This window comes from Pseudomonas sp. Irchel s3h14, from assembly GCF_900187425.1.
Classification (GTDB): Bacteria; Pseudomonadota; Gammaproteobacteria; order Pseudomonadales; family Pseudomonadaceae; genus Aquipseudomonas.
Genome location: NZ_FYDJ01000007.1, coordinates 315,887 through 329,124, shown reverse-complemented (window position 1 = coordinate 329,124; position 13,238 = coordinate 315,887). Strand labels below are relative to the sequence as shown.

At 58.3% G+C, this 13,238-nt stretch carries 18 protein-coding genes; 12 read left to right on the top strand and 6 right to left on the bottom strand.

The features are described from left to right. Positions 1-10: 10 nt before the first annotated feature. Positions 11-1,030, top strand: coding sequence for a DNA-binding protein (locus tag CKW16_RS16850; RefSeq protein WP_095129362.1), 1,020 nt, complete (start codon positions 11-13; stop codon positions 1,028-1,030). Here CKW16_RS16850 and gorA read toward each other — a convergent pair. Next, positions 1,027-2,385, bottom strand: coding sequence for a glutathione-disulfide reductase (gene gorA, locus CKW16_RS16845; protein WP_095129361.1), 1,359 nt, complete (start codon positions 2,383-2,385; stop codon positions 1,027-1,029). The two genes, CKW16_RS16850 and gorA, sit on opposite strands and share 4 nt — an antisense overlap. 132 nt (positions 2,386-2,517) lie before the next feature. Continuing rightward, entirely contained in the window at positions 2,518-3,357 is an 840-nt protein-coding gene (gene galU, locus CKW16_RS16840; RefSeq protein WP_056739849.1) for a UTP--glucose-1-phosphate uridylyltransferase GalU, read from the bottom strand. A gap of 267 nt (positions 3,358-3,624) precedes the next feature. On the opposite strand from galU, the gene CKW16_RS16835 reads away from it, so the two are divergent. Both CKW16_RS16835 and CKW16_RS16830 read left to right on the top strand, forming a co-directional pair. Continuing rightward, positions 3,625-3,816 carry a hypothetical protein gene (locus CKW16_RS16835; protein ID WP_095129360.1) on the top strand — a complete coding sequence of 64 codons (192 nt, stop codon included), beginning with the start codon at positions 3,625-3,627 and terminating at the stop codon, positions 3,814-3,816. Between the two features lie 138 nt (positions 3,817-3,954). Then, the gene (locus tag CKW16_RS16830) at positions 3,955-4,236 is read left to right on the top strand and encodes a hypothetical protein (protein WP_056740098.1); all 282 of its coding nucleotides are present in this window, start codon (positions 3,955-3,957) and stop codon (positions 4,234-4,236) included. A gap of 11 nt (positions 4,237-4,247) precedes the next feature. Here CKW16_RS16830 and CKW16_RS16825 read toward each other — a convergent pair whose 3' ends face one another. Both CKW16_RS16825 and CKW16_RS16820 read right to left on the bottom strand, forming a co-directional pair. Further along, positions 4,248-4,478, bottom strand: coding sequence for a hypothetical protein (locus CKW16_RS16825; protein WP_008155098.1), 231 nt, complete (start codon positions 4,476-4,478; stop codon positions 4,248-4,250). A gap of 72 nt (positions 4,479-4,550) precedes the next feature. Further along, complete coding sequence (locus CKW16_RS16820) at positions 4,551-4,907, bottom strand: hypothetical protein (protein ID WP_095129359.1); 357 nt, start codon at positions 4,905-4,907, stop codon at positions 4,551-4,553. A 212-nt stretch (positions 4,908-5,119) separates the two neighbouring features. On the opposite strand from CKW16_RS16820, the gene CKW16_RS16815 reads away from it, so the two are divergent. The 6 genes from CKW16_RS16815 (at position 5,120) to ada (ending at position 8,793) form a co-directional block, all read left to right on the top strand. Next, entirely contained in the window at positions 5,120-5,422 is a 303-nt protein-coding gene (locus CKW16_RS16815; protein WP_024164534.1) for a DUF1883 domain-containing protein, read from the top strand. 29 nt (positions 5,423-5,451) lie between these two features. After that, on the top strand, positions 5,452-5,628 hold the full coding sequence (locus tag CKW16_RS32325; protein ID WP_156363902.1) for a hypothetical protein: 177 nt from the start codon (positions 5,452-5,454) through the stop codon (positions 5,626-5,628). Between the two features lie 126 nt (positions 5,629-5,754). Beyond that, a complete protein-coding gene (locus CKW16_RS16805; RefSeq protein ID WP_095129358.1) occupies positions 5,755-6,261 on the top strand; it encodes a methylated-DNA--[protein]-cysteine S-methyltransferase in 507 nt (168 codons plus the stop codon). After that, positions 6,258-6,962: a 2OG-Fe(II) oxygenase gene (locus tag CKW16_RS16800; protein ID WP_095129357.1), complete on the top strand. Its 705-nt coding sequence runs from the start codon at positions 6,258-6,260 to the stop codon at positions 6,960-6,962. Before CKW16_RS16805 ends, CKW16_RS16800 begins: the two co-directional genes overlap by 4 nt. Next, entirely contained in the window at positions 6,952-7,632 is a 681-nt protein-coding gene (gene alkB, locus CKW16_RS16795; protein WP_095129356.1) for a DNA oxidative demethylase AlkB, read from the top strand. The genes CKW16_RS16800 and alkB overlap by 11 nt, the downstream gene beginning before the upstream one ends. Positions 7,633-7,719: 87 nt before the next feature. Further along, a complete protein-coding gene (ada, locus tag CKW16_RS16790) occupies positions 7,720-8,793 on the top strand; it encodes a bifunctional DNA-binding transcriptional regulator/O6-methylguanine-DNA methyltransferase Ada (RefSeq protein WP_095129383.1) in 1,074 nt (357 codons plus the stop codon). Here the strand turns inward: ada and CKW16_RS16785 are convergent. Further along, positions 8,757-9,245, bottom strand: coding sequence for a GyrI-like domain-containing protein (locus tag CKW16_RS16785; RefSeq protein ID WP_095129355.1), 489 nt, complete (start codon positions 9,243-9,245; stop codon positions 8,757-8,759). The two genes, ada and CKW16_RS16785, sit on opposite strands and share 37 nt — an antisense overlap. Positions 9,246-9,297: 52 nt before the next feature. Beyond that, entirely contained in the window at positions 9,298-10,281 is a 984-nt protein-coding gene (locus tag CKW16_RS16780) for an MDR family oxidoreductase (RefSeq protein ID WP_095129354.1), read from the bottom strand. A 189-nt stretch (positions 10,282-10,470) separates the two neighbouring features. Between CKW16_RS16780 and CKW16_RS16775 the strand changes: the two genes are divergently transcribed. From CKW16_RS16775 to modB, 3 genes are all read left to right on the top strand, one after another. Next, entirely contained in the window at positions 10,471-11,535 is a 1,065-nt protein-coding gene (locus CKW16_RS16775; protein ID WP_095129353.1) for a nitronate monooxygenase family protein, read from the top strand. 253 nt (positions 11,536-11,788) lie between these two features. After that, on the top strand, positions 11,789-12,556 hold the full coding sequence (modA, locus tag CKW16_RS16770) for a molybdate ABC transporter substrate-binding protein (RefSeq protein WP_095129352.1): 768 nt from the start codon (positions 11,789-11,791) through the stop codon (positions 12,554-12,556). Beyond that, the gene (gene modB / locus CKW16_RS16765) at positions 12,557-13,237 is read left to right on the top strand and encodes a molybdate ABC transporter permease subunit (protein ID WP_095129351.1); all 681 of its coding nucleotides are present in this window, start codon (positions 12,557-12,559) and stop codon (positions 13,235-13,237) included. It abuts the gene before it with no gap. Position 13,238 lies beyond the last annotated feature (1 nt).

The window sequence follows — 13,238 nt, the reverse complement described above, 5'->3', positions numbered from 1 at the left end:
AGGAGAACTCATGGCTCGTGGCGGTGTAAACAAAGCAGTGGTCCAGGCAGCACGCTTGGCAATTTTGGCTCGCGGCGAAAACCCAAGCATTGATGCGGTACGGATCGAGATGGGCAACACGGGCTCGAAAACCACGATTCATCGCTATTTGAAGGAGCTGGATGACGGCAGCGAACGCGTCGAAGTGCCGCCAGAACCTATTGATGATGAGCTGGCGGGACTGGTCTCGCGGCTGGCACAAAGACTCAAGGAGCAGGCTCAGGAACCCATCGATCAGGCCCGCGAGCAGTTCGACAAACAAAAGAAAGAGTTGGATACGCAACTGCATGAAGCCCAGCAGGCCAACACGCAATTGCATCAGCAGTACGAGATTCAATGCCTGGCACTAACTCAAGAGTCCGAAGCACTGCAAGAAACCCGCGCCATGCTGCAGACCGAACAAACCCGCAACGCCGGACTGAACCAGGCGCTGGCCGATTTCGAATTACGCTTGCAAGACAAGGATGAGCAGATCCGCTCCCTTGAAGAGAAACACCTGCACGCTCGCGATGCCCTGGAACACTACCGCAACGCCGTCAAAGAACAGCGCGAGCAGGAGCAACGTCGCCACGAAAGCCAGGTGCAGCAGATTCAGATGGAATTGCGCCAGGCCCAGCAGAGCGCATTGGTGCGCCAGGATGAGATCACACAACTGCACCGTGACAACGAGCGTTTGTTAACGGAGAACCGTGGCACCCTGAGAGAGTTGAGCCTGTTGCAGGATCAACTCAAGCAAACCAACGCTCGACAGGATCAGCTACTGGAACAGGTAAACCGTATCGACAGCGAACGCACCCTCCTCCAGGAACGCTTGCGCGCAGCCCTGCTGGAAAGTCAGTCGCTGAAACAGAGCGTCGACGAACAGTCGCAGATAAACAAAGCGCTGGAAATTGAGTTGCTCAAGACTCAGGCGAGCCTCGATGAGAGCGTGCGCCTGGCGGCCGTCATTGCGACAGCGCCAGACGCATCAGACCCCAAAAAGGACGATTAACCCGCGACCGGCGTGCGCATGGTGACGAACTCTTCGGCGGCAGTTGGGTGCACGCCGATGGTTTCATCGAAATCGCGCTTGGTGGCACCCGCTTTCAAGGCGATCGCCAAGCCCTGCACAATTTCCCCAGCCTCCGGACCGACCATGTGACAGCCCAAAACCTTGTCGGTCTTGGCGTCCACCACCAACTTCATCAAGGTGCGTTCCTGGCATTCGGTCAGGGTCAGTTTCATTGGACGGAAGCGGCTTTCGAAGATCACCACATCGTGACCGGCCTCCCGGGCCTCTTCCTCGGTGAAACCGACCGTGCCGATGTTCGGCAAGCTGAACACTGCGGTCGGGATCATCTTGTAATCCAGCGGGCGATACTGCTCAGGCTGGAACAAACGTCGCGCCACGGCCATGCCTTCCGCCAACGCCACCGGCGTCAGCTGAACCCGCCCGATCACATCGCCAAGCGCCAGGATCGACGGCTCAGCCGTCTGATACTGCTCGTCGACTTCGACGAAACCTTTCTTGTCGAGTTTAACCCCGGTGTTCTCCAGCCCAAGATTGTCGAGCATCGGACGTCGACCGGTGGCGTAGAACACACAATCCGCTTCCAGCTCACGGCCGTCCTTGAGGGTCACCTTCAGGCTGCCATCGGACTGTTTGTCGATACGTTCGATGTCGGCGTTGAATTGCAGGTTCATGCCGCGCTTGGTCAGCTCTTCCTGCAGGTGTTTGCGCACCGCACCGTCGAAGCCGCGCAGGAACAGCTCACCGCGATAAAGCAACGTGGTGTCGGCGCCCAGACCGTGGAAGATCCCGGCGAATTCGACGGCGATGTAACCACCGCCTACCACCAGAACGCGCTTGGGCAATTCTTTGAGGAAAAACGCCTGGTTGGAACTGATCGCGTGCTCGTGCCCCGGAATTTCCGGAATCTGTGGCCATCCACCGGTAGCAATCAGGATGTTTTTGGCGGTGTAGCGCTCGCCATTGATCTCGATCTGGTGCGGATCAACGATTTTGGCGTGGCCTTCATGCAAGGTCACACCACTATTAACCAGCAGATTGCGATAGATGCCGTTCAGGCGATTGATCTCGCGATCCTTGTTGGCGATCAGCGTCGCCCAATCGAATTTCGCTTCACCCGGCGTCCAGCCAAAACCCGAAGACTGTTCGAAGTCTTCGGCGAAGTGTGCGCCGTAGACCAGCAGCTTCTTCGGCACACAGCCGACGTTCACACAAGTGCCGCCCAGATAGCGGCTCTCGGCCACGGCCACTTTCGCGCCAAAACCGGCAGCAAAACGCGCAGCCCGCACACCGCCGGAACCGGCGCCAATTACATAAAGGTCAAAATCGTAGGCCATTTTTTCAATCTCCTCGGCAGTCCACAAGCATACCCGCAGACACACGCTGGGCAAGCGCTGCAAACGATATGGGGACGGAAAATGAAAAAGCCACCCGAAGGTGGCTTTTCAATACAAGTGAGTCAGAGGCTATCAGTAAGCCTTGCCAGTCTTGTAGAAGTTCTCGAAGCAGAAGTTGGTGGCCTCGATGTAGCCTTCAGCACCACCGCAGTCAAAACGCTGACCCTTGAACTTGTAGGCAATCACGCAACCGTTTTTCGCCTGTTTCATCAGGGCGTCGGTGATTTGAATCTCGCCGCCTTTGCCTGGCTCGGTTTGTTTGATCAGCTCGAAAATATCCGGCGTCAGGATGTAACGACCAATGATCGCCAGGTTCGACGGTGCGTCTTCCGGAGCTGGTTTTTCGACCATGTTGCGAACGCGGTACAAATCATCAGCGATCAGCTCGCCGGCGATCACGCCGTACTTGTTGGTTTCCTGCGGATCCACTTCCTGGATCGCAACGATGGTGCAGCGATACTGCTCGTACAGCTTGACCATCTGGGTCAGGACGCCGTCGCCTTCGAGGTTGACGCACAAGTCGTCCGCCAGCACTACCGCGAACGGTTCGTCGCCGATCAGCGGACGGCCAGTCAGAATGGCGTGGCCCAGGCCTTTCATTTCGGTCTGGCGAGTGTAGGAGAACGAGCACTCGTCCAACAGTTTGCGGATACCGACCAGGTATTTTTCCTTGTCGGTACCTTTGATCTGGTTTTCCAGCTCGTAGCTGATGTCGAAGTGGTCTTCCAGAGCGCGTTTGCCGCGACCGGTGACGATGGAGATTTCGGTCAACCCAGCGTCCAGTGCTTCTTCGACGCCGTACTGGATCAGTGGCTTGTTTACCACCGGCAGCATTTCTTTGGGCATGGCTTTAGTCGCTGGCAGGAAGCGAGTACCGTAACCGGCTGCTGGGAACAAGCATTTCTTGATCATATAAGTCCTTGATAGGGCTGTGTGTACGAGTTTCGGCGCAGTCTAATCAGGCGGCGTGCACCTTACAATGCCCCCGCGCTGGCTAACCGATGCCATCATAGAGAAATATTCTCGCGGATAGTTCCCGAGATAGCTCCGCAGCCTTTATAGATAGCACAGACCATCAGATCTGCACGGCCGCGAATCGCACAACCCTACACCATCAGCACCCGTTGAGTGCATTTGGCGCTATCATTGCGCGATTGAACCAGTCAACGAGGCAGATAGATGTCGGAAGCAAAAAGTGTCAACGGGTTCCTGATCAATCAGGCGAAAGACGGCCAGTGGTGGATATTCAACTTCGGCGGCGGCGAGGAGATCGCCGGGCCTTTCCCGACCGAGGCGTTGGCGATTGAAGTGGCATCCGTATTGGAGCTCGAACATCCAGCCCCGAAGCGTCGCGGCAAGGACAAGTCCTGAGAAGCACCCGACTCGACCCAAGCCCTGCTCGCGCAGGGCTTTTTTGTGATTGCCTGCAACAAAGTGGCCATTCGCTATAACCTTTTGATGCCAGCGCTGTCACAGGCTCAGCCCCTTCATCCTGACGACGACAACGACATGAATAAATTTTTGCCACTGATCGCGGCTCTGGCCCTGAGCGGCTGCGCCACTTCGGAAACGACCTACCTGAACAACGGCGAACAAGGCCTGGCGATCGACTGCTCCGGGGAAGCCAATTCCTGGGCGACCTGCTACGAAAAAGCCGATGCCTCTTGCGCCGGCACCGGCTATCGGATCGTCGGTACCGACGGAACACCTTCGACCAAGGAAAGCGACAAGACGCTGGGTGTCGACGTCGGCAACTACAAGAACCGCAGCGTCGTGGTGGTCTGCAAGTAAGGCGCCCTGCCCTACATGTGAATTTCGGCGAACTTGATCCCGAGACCGCGCACCGTCTCGATCAATTCATCGAGGCTACTGAAGGATTCCACTTCATCGTTTTCATCCACCAGAAAATAACTGCGCCCAGCGCTTTTCTTGAAAAACACGATCCATTCTCCCGGATTCGCCGGATTCTGAATCACGTGGGTGGCAGAGATGTGACCCTCTGCATGGCGCTCCCGTACCTGCTCTCGCTTCATGCTCGACTCCAGAAATGACAATGCCGCCAAAGCGCTGCTTTGGCGGCATCGGTGCTGACGGGCGACAGTCTATCAGCCGGAAATGCACGCCGTAGCGGCATTGCGTACATCCATGGGGCGCAACGGCACATTGGAAATGCGCTCATGCAACTTGATGCTGCTGCCAGTGGAGCGGTCTTCGATATCAAATACTGCCGCCGGGCCCGAGGAGAACTTCTGCGGCACGATGACTCGCATTCCGTCCTTGTGCGGTTCGACTTGCAAGGCTCCCCGGCTGCTGGCCAGTTTCTCGGTGAGGCATTGCGCGTACTCATGAGGCTTCTTGCCTGAAATCACGCTCATGGTCGGCAGCGACTCATTGATCTCCGAAACACTCGCACAACCACTCATCGCTATCGCCATAGGCAGGACCAGTACACCCCACTTCATACAACACCTCCGATAAAGACACTCCGACAGTACAAATGCTGTTTTTCTCCGAGGCTTGCTGCGTTTATCGCTCATAGAATTCCGTATAACTGTTTTTAATTGTCAAAGCAGACCTCGACGACCGGATAATAACCCGTTCGGGCTGATAAACTGCGCCAATCGCACATGCTATCGTTTTGATTTTGTAGAAAAAGCCCTTCTGGAGGCGCCTCATGAAATTTATCCACCAGCGCGAGCACCTCAACGAAGACGACATCGTCGTCATTCAATGCTCCCAAACATGCAATATCCGCTTGATGAACGACGCCAATTTCCGCAGCTTCAAGAATGGCGGCCGCCACACTTACCATGGTGGAGCATTCGACACCTTCCCGGCCCGGATTACTGCGCCAAGCACCGGTTTCTGGAATATCACCATCGACACGGTCAACCGCCGGCCGATCAGTGTGACTCGCAAACCGACCCTGACTCACACCATCAAGATCATCCGCCGCTCCAGCACGAAACTGAGCTGAGTGACACCCAAACACCAAGACAAGCAGGTATGACCGTGGCCCAAACGACCAAGTACGTCATCAAATACAAACTCAATGGCGAGCGTCGCTTCGAATTTGCCCAGCTTGAAAACGGCACCGAAGAAGAAGCCAAGGCCGCGCTGGACGCTCTTCATGGTTCGAGCGAAGACGTCATCAGCGAAATAAGCGTCAGCAAAGCGTTGTAACAGGATCCGGAGCGACAACATGGACGTCTGCTCCTGCCTCTGGAATTCAACCGCAAGCGACAGAGTGTTAACGAAGCCCCCGCTCCCTAGACTGGCCACCTCAACCTTTGGTTAAGGAGTCAGAACATGTCTACTTCCTCGATTCGCTTCATCAGCGGCACTTCCAGCCTTGGCGTCTTGCTACTCGCGTTCAGCGCCGGGGGGTTGTGTGCGTTGCTGCTCGGCGATGACCTGGCCACGCTGGAACGCGATCTTTCGCGGCGTTTCCCCGGAAAACAAGCACCGAAGCGCGATGAAGGCTTGATGCCTGCGCTGGAGCAAACCTTGCGCCACCTCGAAGACCCGCGCTCCGCCCTGGATTTACCGCTGGATCTGACGGGCAGCGTGTTTCAACGGCGAGTCTGGAATGCCCTGCGACAAATACCTGTGGGTGGAACCGCCAGCTATCTGGATATCGCCCGACAACTGGGGCAACCCTCGGCTTTTCGGGCGGCGGCCAATGCCTGCGGAGCGAACCCGCTGGCGGTGATCGTGCCGTGCCATCGAGTATTGCGTCAGGATGGCAGCCTCGGCGGCTATCGTTGGGGGTTGGAACGCAAACGGCAACTGCTGGAGCGTGAGGCTCAGCGATGAGCGAGCGTTCTCTCGATGGACTGGACTGGGAAGCGCTGGAACAGCAACTCGATCAAGATGGCTGCGCGATCATCAGGTCGCTTTTAAGCCACGAGACGTGCGATGAAATCAGCGCTCTGTATGCCCGCCCCGAACCATTTCGCTCGCAAGTGATCATGGCTCGTCACGGCTTTGGTCGTGGCGAGTACAAATACTTCAAATACCCGCTGCCAGATGTCGTCGCCCGTTTGCGCAGTGCGCTCTATCCTCGATTGGTGCCCATTGCCAATCGCTGGTACGAGCAGATGGACCTGCCGACCCGTTTCCCTGAAGCGCATGAAGCGTTCCTCGAACGCTGCCATGCCGCCGGTCAGGAACGCCCGACGCCGTTGTTGCTGCAATATGGACCGCAGGACTACAACTGCTTGCATCAGGACCTGTACGGCGAACACGTCTTCCCGCTGCAAGTGGCGATTCTGCTGTCAGAGCCGGACGAAGACTTCACCGGTGGCGAGTTCGTGCTGACGGAACAGCGCCCGCGGATGCAGTCGCGCCCTCAGGTCATCGGCCTGAAGAAAGGTGACGGGCTGATCTTTGCCGTCAACCAACGACCGGTCAAAGGCGTTCGCGGCTATTACCGAGTCACCCTGCGCCACGGCGTGAGTCGCCTGCACAGTGGAAAACGGCATACCCTTGGAATCATCTTTCACGATGCGTTATGACCCCATGAACCCGACCACCTTCGACTTGTTTGCCGATGCGGAGCCCGAGCAGCAACCCAGGCTCGATCGGATCGGCGAACAGTCTTGCGTCCTCAGAGGTTTTGCCCTGCCTTGGCTGGATCAGTTGCTGCCCGCACTGGACGCGGTTCTGGCGGCGGCACCGTTTCGCCAGATGATCACGCCCGGGGGCTTTACCATGTCGGTCGCCTTGAGCAGTTGCGGCGCGCTGGGCTGGACCACCGACCGCAGCGGTTATCGCTATACCCGCCATGATCCGCAGACCGGTCAACCCTGGCCGAAAATGCCCGAGGTGTTTTTCGAACTGGCACAAGCGGCGGCGCGGGAAGCGGGATTTGCGGATTTCATGCCTGATTCCTGCCTGATCAACCGTTATGTTCCCGGGGCCAAGATGTCATTGCACCAGGATAAAGACGAAGTTTCCTACGCAGCGCCCATTGTTTCAGTGTCCTTGGGATTACCGGCGATATTCCTGTTCGGCGGCTTCGAGCGCAGCGATAAAAGCCAACGAGTGCCGCTGTTGCATGGCGACATTGTGGTCTGGGGCGGCGTGGATCGCTTGCGCTATCACGGGGTGTTGCCGATCAAGGATGGCCAACACCCGCGACTGGGCGAGCAACGGATCAACTTCACCTTTCGTACCGCCGGATGAAACCTTCGAATTCGACCGCAAGACCCGGGGTGCAGCGACCCCGTCGGCTGATTAATCTGCATGAAACGGATCAACGGACATGAAGCCATGACAAGCCATTCGACAAAGATCGCCACCGAGAACGATCCTCGCTGGGCCGCCGTCGTCGCGCGTGATCCCAGGGCAGACGGACAGTTTGTGTATGCGGTGAAAACCACCGGCATTTACTGCCGCCCCAGCAGCCTGGCGCGTTTGCCGAAACCGCAGAACGTCGAGTTCTTCGACACCGCCGAGCAGGCCCAGGCGGCGGGTTATCGCCCGAGCAAACGCGCCGCGAAAGATCAAAGCGACGTCGCCGCGCAACATGCTGCGACCGTAGCGGCCGCTTGCCGCCAGATCGAAACCGCGGAGAATCTGCCTGTCCTGAGCGAACTGGCTGTTGCTGCGGGCCTCAGTAGCTTTCACTTCCATCGGGTGTTCAAAGCGGTCACCGGTCTGACACCCAAGGGTTACGCCGCGGCCCATCGTTCACGCAGGGTCCGTGAGCGCCTCGCGGACGGAGACTCGGTGACCGACGCACTGTATGACGCCGGTTTCAACTCCAACAGCCGTTTCTATGAGTCCGCCGATCAACTATTGGGCATGAAACCCGGTGATTACCGCGCCGCCGGTCAGAACAACGACATTCGTTTTGCCGTCGGCCAGTGTTCCCTGGGAGCGATTCTGGTGGCACAGAGTGAGCGTGGTGTTTGCGCGATCCTGCTGGGCGATGACCCGCACCAACTGGTCTGCGATCTGCAGGACAAGTTTCGACGTGCGAATCTGATTGGCGCCGATCAAACGTTCGAGCAACTGATCGCCAAGGTGGTTGGTTTTATTGAAGCGCCGGCCCTGGGCCTGGACTTGCCGCTGGATGTTCGTGGCACCGCTTTTCAAGAACGGGTCTGGCAAGCTCTGCGGGAGATTCCCGCCGGCTGCACCGCCAGCTACGCCGATATCGCTCAGCGAATCGGCGCGCCAAAAGCGATGCGCGCCGTGGCTCAAGCCTGCGGCGCGAACAATCTGGCGGTGGCGATTCCGTGCCACCGTGTGGTGCGCAGCGACGGCAACCTGTCGGGCTATCGCTGGGGTGTGGAGCGCAAGCGTCAGTTGCTTGAGCGCGAAAACCCGTCTGAGTCCTGAATGCCGATATAGACCGACACTGAATCCGGGCTGGTATAGACCTCGAAGTCGGTGGCGAACGTGCGGCAAACCTGCGGGTTGTCCTTAAAGTAGGCCCAGATCAGGCCCCACGCCTGAATGACGCTGTCCGGCATCGCCCCTTTGGCGCTGAACACCAGGTAATCGCCTCCCTCCACCTGAATCTGCGGAAAGTCCTCGGAGGGCGCGGTGACCGCCACCCCCGCGGTCACATCGAAGTGGCCCGAAGCGTCGGACTCGTAGTTGGAGTAGACGCCGTACATGAAGGAATCCGGCTGTTTGTGGGGGATCTTGTCGAAGATGTCCTCAACGAAAAATTGTTCCCACATCGGGCCGATGCGCGCAGTGTCTGGTTGCTGCTCTGCGGCATTACAGGTGCGCACTTGCAGGCCCGAGACGCTAAAGGGCCGCACTTCACGCTGCTTTACATCCATGATCGATAGTCCTTGTCTCTGTCGTTTGTCTGTTTGATTGGCGGTGAGACAGTCAACGATTGACGTCGACCACCACCCGCCCCCGCAATTGACCGGCGAGCAATCGCGGTGCCGCCTCGATCACTTCGCTCAAGCCGATTTCGTGGCTGATCAGCGGCAGCAAGGTGAAGTCTAGATCCTTGGCCAGACGATTCCAGGCCAGTATCCGCTTGGCTTTGGGCTGAGTCACGCTGTTGATCCCGGCCAGAGTCACGCCGCGCAAAATGAACGGGGCGACTGAAGCCGGGAAGTCCATGCCTTGCGCCAGGCCACACGCGGCGACAGTGCCGTTGGCCTTCGTGCTGGCACAGGCGTTGGCCAGGGTGTAACTGCCGACCGAGTCGATGACCGCCGCCCAACGCTCCTTGGCCAAGGGTTTGCCCGGCTCGGACAGCGTGGCGCGGTCGATGATTTCGCTGGCGCCGAGTTGCTTGAGGTAATCGTGTTCGTAGGTGCGACCGGTAGACGCGACCACCCGATAGCCGAGCTTGCTCAGCAGTGCGATGGCGAAACTGCCTACACCGCCATTGGCGCCGGTGACCAATACGTCGCCCTGTTCGGGCGTCACGCCATTATGCTCCAGCGCCAGGATGCTCAGCATCGCCGTGTAACCCGCCGTGCCGATGGCCATCGCTTGCGCCGTGGTGAATGCCTTGGGCAGCGGAATCAACCAGTCGCCATTCAAGCGAGCCTTCTGCGCCAGTCCGCCCCAATGTCCTTCGCCAACACCCCAGCCATTGAGTACGACCTGATCACCGACTTTGTAGTCCGGATGTTCACTGACTTCGACAGTACCCGCCAGATCGATCCCCGGCACCATCGGGAATTTTCGCACCACCGGGCTGCTGCCGGTGATCGCCAGGCCATCCTTGAAGTTCAGCGTGCTGTACGCCACACGCACCGTCACATCGCCCTCGGGCAGTTGATCGTCATTGATCTCTTGCAGTGTGGCCCGGTAACCGCTGTCGTCTTTGTCGATCAAAATGCCTTGGAACATTGCTGCCTCCAGATGGAATCACTCAGTTGTCGTGCAGTTGAAATAACACACAGCAACATTTCACCGTACTCGACTTTAAGCCAAGAGTGACATACGAAACGAAAACTCGGCTGGCCTTATGTCAGTCATAGCTGATACAAAAACGGTCCTACCGTTCCTGCCCTGTTATGACGTCGGAGAACCCTTCAAATGAGCAAATGGCCAGACACCCGCATTCTTGATCTGCTTGGCATTGAGCTGCCGATCATCCAGGCGCCCATGGCCGGCGCGACCGGTTCGGCCATGGTTATCGCAGCCAGCAACGCCGGCGGCCTGGGCTCGATGCCCGCCGCCATGTTGAGCATCGATCAGTTGCGCGAGGAGCTGAAAACGATTCGTCAGCACACTCAGCGCCCGATTAACGTCAACTACTTCTGCCATCAGACTCCCGCCGCCGATGAGCAACGCGCTCAAGACTGGAAGAGTCTGCTGGAACCCTACTACCGGGAACTTGGCGTGGACTTCGACGCGCCGACGCCGGTGTCCAATCGTGCGCCGTTCGATAGCGCGGCCTGCGAAGTGATCGAAGAATTTCGCCCCGAAGTCGTGAGTTTTCACTTCGGCCTGCCGGAAAAGTCCCTGCTGGACCGCGTGAAAGCCACTGGAGCGAAAGTGATTTCCTCGGCCACCACGGTCGAAGAAGCGATCTGGCTCGAACAACAGGGTTGTGACGCGATCATCGCCATGGGGTACGAGGCCGGTGGCCATCGAGGCATGTTTCTCAGTGATGATCTGAGCAGCCAGGTGGGCCTCTTTGCGCTGGTGCCGCAGATCGTTGATGCCGTGAAAGTGCCGGTGATTGCTGCGGGCGGGATCGCCGATGCACGAGGCGTCGCGGCGGCTTTCCTGTTAGGGGCTTCGGCGGTGCAAGTGGGCACGGCGTACTTGTTCACGCCAGAGGCCAAGGTCAGCGCTTCTCATCACAAGGCGTTGCGCACGGCCAAGGAAAGTGAAACTGCCGTCACTAACATTTTCACCGGCCGCCCGGCGCGCGGGATTCTCAATCGGGTGATGCGCGAACTCGGACCGATGAGCGCAAAAGCTCCGGCCTTCCCGCTGGCGGGTGGTGCGCTGATGCCATTGCGGGCCAAGGGAGAAGCGGATTTCAGCAATCTCTGGGCGGGTCAGGCATTCACGCTGGGCGTTGAAATGACCACGGCGGAGTTGACCCGGCGTCTGGCTGAGGAAGGATTGGCGAAATTGCTTCGTCAGTAATGCACATCCATGTAGCAGCTGGCGCAGCCTGCGTTCGGCTGCGCAGCAGTCGTAAATCCAGCTGCCACGGTTAACCTGAAAGACCGCGGTGTCAGGTTTCACGACCGCTTCGCGGCCGAACGCAGGCTGCGCCAGCTGCTACAGGTTCAGCGTGGTCTCAACAACGCGCATTCCGTTTGCAGGCATTTCGCTATATATTCCGCTATATAGCGTTTACCCCCCTCGCTGCACTTGCCTACGACGGAGCCGTTTCATGACCATTCGTGCCTCACGTTTTGCCCCCACCTGCCTGACAACCCTGCTGGCAGTGTTCGCTTTCGGGTCCGCCCAGGCGGACGAAGTCCAGGTCGCCGTCGCCGCCAACTTCACTGCACCGATTCAGGCGATCGCCGCTGATTTCGAAAAAGACACCGGGCATAAACTGGTCACCTCCTTTGGTGCCACCGGCCAGTTCTATACCCAGATCAAGAACGGCGCACCGTTCGAAGTGTTCCTCTCGGCGGACGACACCACCCCGCAAAAACTCGAAACCGAAGGCGACACGGTCAAGGGCTCGCGCTTCACCTACGCCGTCGGCACCCTGGCGCTGTGGTCGGCGAAAGAAGGTTACGTCGATGCCAAGGGCAAAGTGTTGAGCGACAACCAGTATCAGCATCTGTCCATCGCCAACCCGAAAGCGGCCCCTTACGGTCTGGCCGCTACTCAGGTACTGGCCAAGCTGGGCCTGACCGACAAGGTCAAAGCCAAAATCGTTGAAGGCCAGAACATCACCCAGGCCTACCAGTTCGTGTCCACCGGCAACGCCGAACTGGGTTTTGTGGCCTTGTCGCAGATCTACAAAGACGGCAAAGTCACCGGCGGCTCGGCCTGGGTTGTTCCAGCCGACATGCATGACCCGATCAAACAAGACGCGGTGATCCTCAACAAAGGCAAGGACAACCCGGCCGCCAAGGCACTGGTTGACTACCTCAAAGGTCCGAAAGCCGCCGCAATTATCAAATCCTACGGTTACCAACTCTAAATGACGCTATCGAGTGCCGACTTTTCCGCCATCTGGCTGACCCTGAAACTGGCGTCACTGACGACGGTCATCCTGCTGATCATCGGCACTCCGATTGCGTTATGGCTGTCGCGCACCCGCTCGTGGTTGCGCGGCCCGGTCGGGGCAGTCGTCGCCCTGCCCCTGGTGCTGCCGCCGACGGTGATTGGCTTCTATCTGTTGCTGGCGCTCGGTCCTAACGGGTTTATCGGCCACTTCACCCAATCACTGGGGCTCGGCACCCTCACCTTCAGTTTTGCAGGGCTGGTGATTGGCTCGGTGCTCTACTCGATGCCGTTCGTGGTCCAGCCACTGCAAAATGCTTTTTCTGCCATCGGCACTCGCCCATTGGAAGTGGCCGCTACCTTGCGCGCCAATCCCTGGGACACGTTTTTCAGCGTGATCCTGCCGCTGGCCCGCCCCGGTTTCATCACCGCTGCCATTCTCGGTTTCGCCCACACCGTGGGTGAGTTCGGCGTGGTGCTGATGATCGGCGGCAACATTCCCGACAAGACCCGTGTGGTCTCGGTGCAGATCTACGATCACGTCGAAGCCATGGAATACGCCCAGGCCCATTGGCTGGCCGGGGCGATGCTGGTGTTCTCCTTTATTGTGTTGCTGGCGCTCTACTCCAGCCGTAAAACCAAAGCGGGCTGGAGCTGAT

Excerpts from the sequence above, each read along its gene's own strand:
- CKW16_RS16820 (WP_095129359.1), bottom strand. The coding sequence starts at position 4,907 with ATGAAGTGGGGTGTACTGGTCCTGCCTATGGCGATAGCGATGAGTGGT.
- CKW16_RS16805 (WP_095129358.1), top strand. The coding sequence starts at position 5,755 with ATGTCTACTTCCTCGATTCGCTTCATCAGCGGCACTTCCAGCCTTGGC.
- CKW16_RS16825 (WP_008155098.1), bottom strand. The coding sequence starts at position 4,478 with ATGAAGCGAGAGCAGGTACGGGAGCGCCATGCAGAGGGTCACATCTCT.
- galU (WP_056739849.1), bottom strand. The coding sequence starts at position 3,357 with ATGATCAAGAAATGCTTGTTCCCAGCAGCCGGTTACGGTACTCGCTTC.
- CKW16_RS16780 (WP_095129354.1), bottom strand. The coding sequence starts at position 10,281 with ATGTTCCAAGGCATTTTGATCGACAAAGACGACAGCGGTTACCGGGCC.
- CKW16_RS16830 (WP_056740098.1), top strand. The coding sequence starts at position 3,955 with ATGAATAAATTTTTGCCACTGATCGCGGCTCTGGCCCTGAGCGGCTGC.
- gorA (WP_095129361.1), bottom strand. The coding sequence starts at position 2,385 with ATGGCCTACGATTTTGACCTTTATGTAATTGGCGCCGGTTCCGGCGGT.
- CKW16_RS16800 (WP_095129357.1), top strand. The coding sequence starts at position 6,258 with ATGAGCGAGCGTTCTCTCGATGGACTGGACTGGGAAGCGCTGGAACAG.
- modA (WP_095129352.1), top strand. The coding sequence starts at position 11,789 with ATGACCATTCGTGCCTCACGTTTTGCCCCCACCTGCCTGACAACCCTG.
- ada (WP_095129383.1), top strand. The coding sequence starts at position 7,720 with ATGACAAGCCATTCGACAAAGATCGCCACCGAGAACGATCCTCGCTGG.
- CKW16_RS16775 (WP_095129353.1), top strand. The coding sequence starts at position 10,471 with ATGAGCAAATGGCCAGACACCCGCATTCTTGATCTGCTTGGCATTGAG.
- CKW16_RS16850 (WP_095129362.1), top strand. The coding sequence starts at position 11 with ATGGCTCGTGGCGGTGTAAACAAAGCAGTGGTCCAGGCAGCACGCTTG.
- CKW16_RS16815 (WP_024164534.1), top strand. The coding sequence starts at position 5,120 with ATGAAATTTATCCACCAGCGCGAGCACCTCAACGAAGACGACATCGTC.
- CKW16_RS16835 (WP_095129360.1), top strand. The coding sequence starts at position 3,625 with ATGTCGGAAGCAAAAAGTGTCAACGGGTTCCTGATCAATCAGGCGAAA.
- CKW16_RS16785 (WP_095129355.1), bottom strand. The coding sequence starts at position 9,245 with ATGGATGTAAAGCAGCGTGAAGTGCGGCCCTTTAGCGTCTCGGGCCTG.
- alkB (WP_095129356.1), top strand. The coding sequence starts at position 6,952 with ATGCGTTATGACCCCATGAACCCGACCACCTTCGACTTGTTTGCCGAT.
- modB (WP_095129351.1), top strand. The coding sequence starts at position 12,557 with ATGACGCTATCGAGTGCCGACTTTTCCGCCATCTGGCTGACCCTGAAA.
- CKW16_RS32325 (WP_156363902.1), top strand. The coding sequence starts at position 5,452 with ATGACCGTGGCCCAAACGACCAAGTACGTCATCAAATACAAACTCAAT.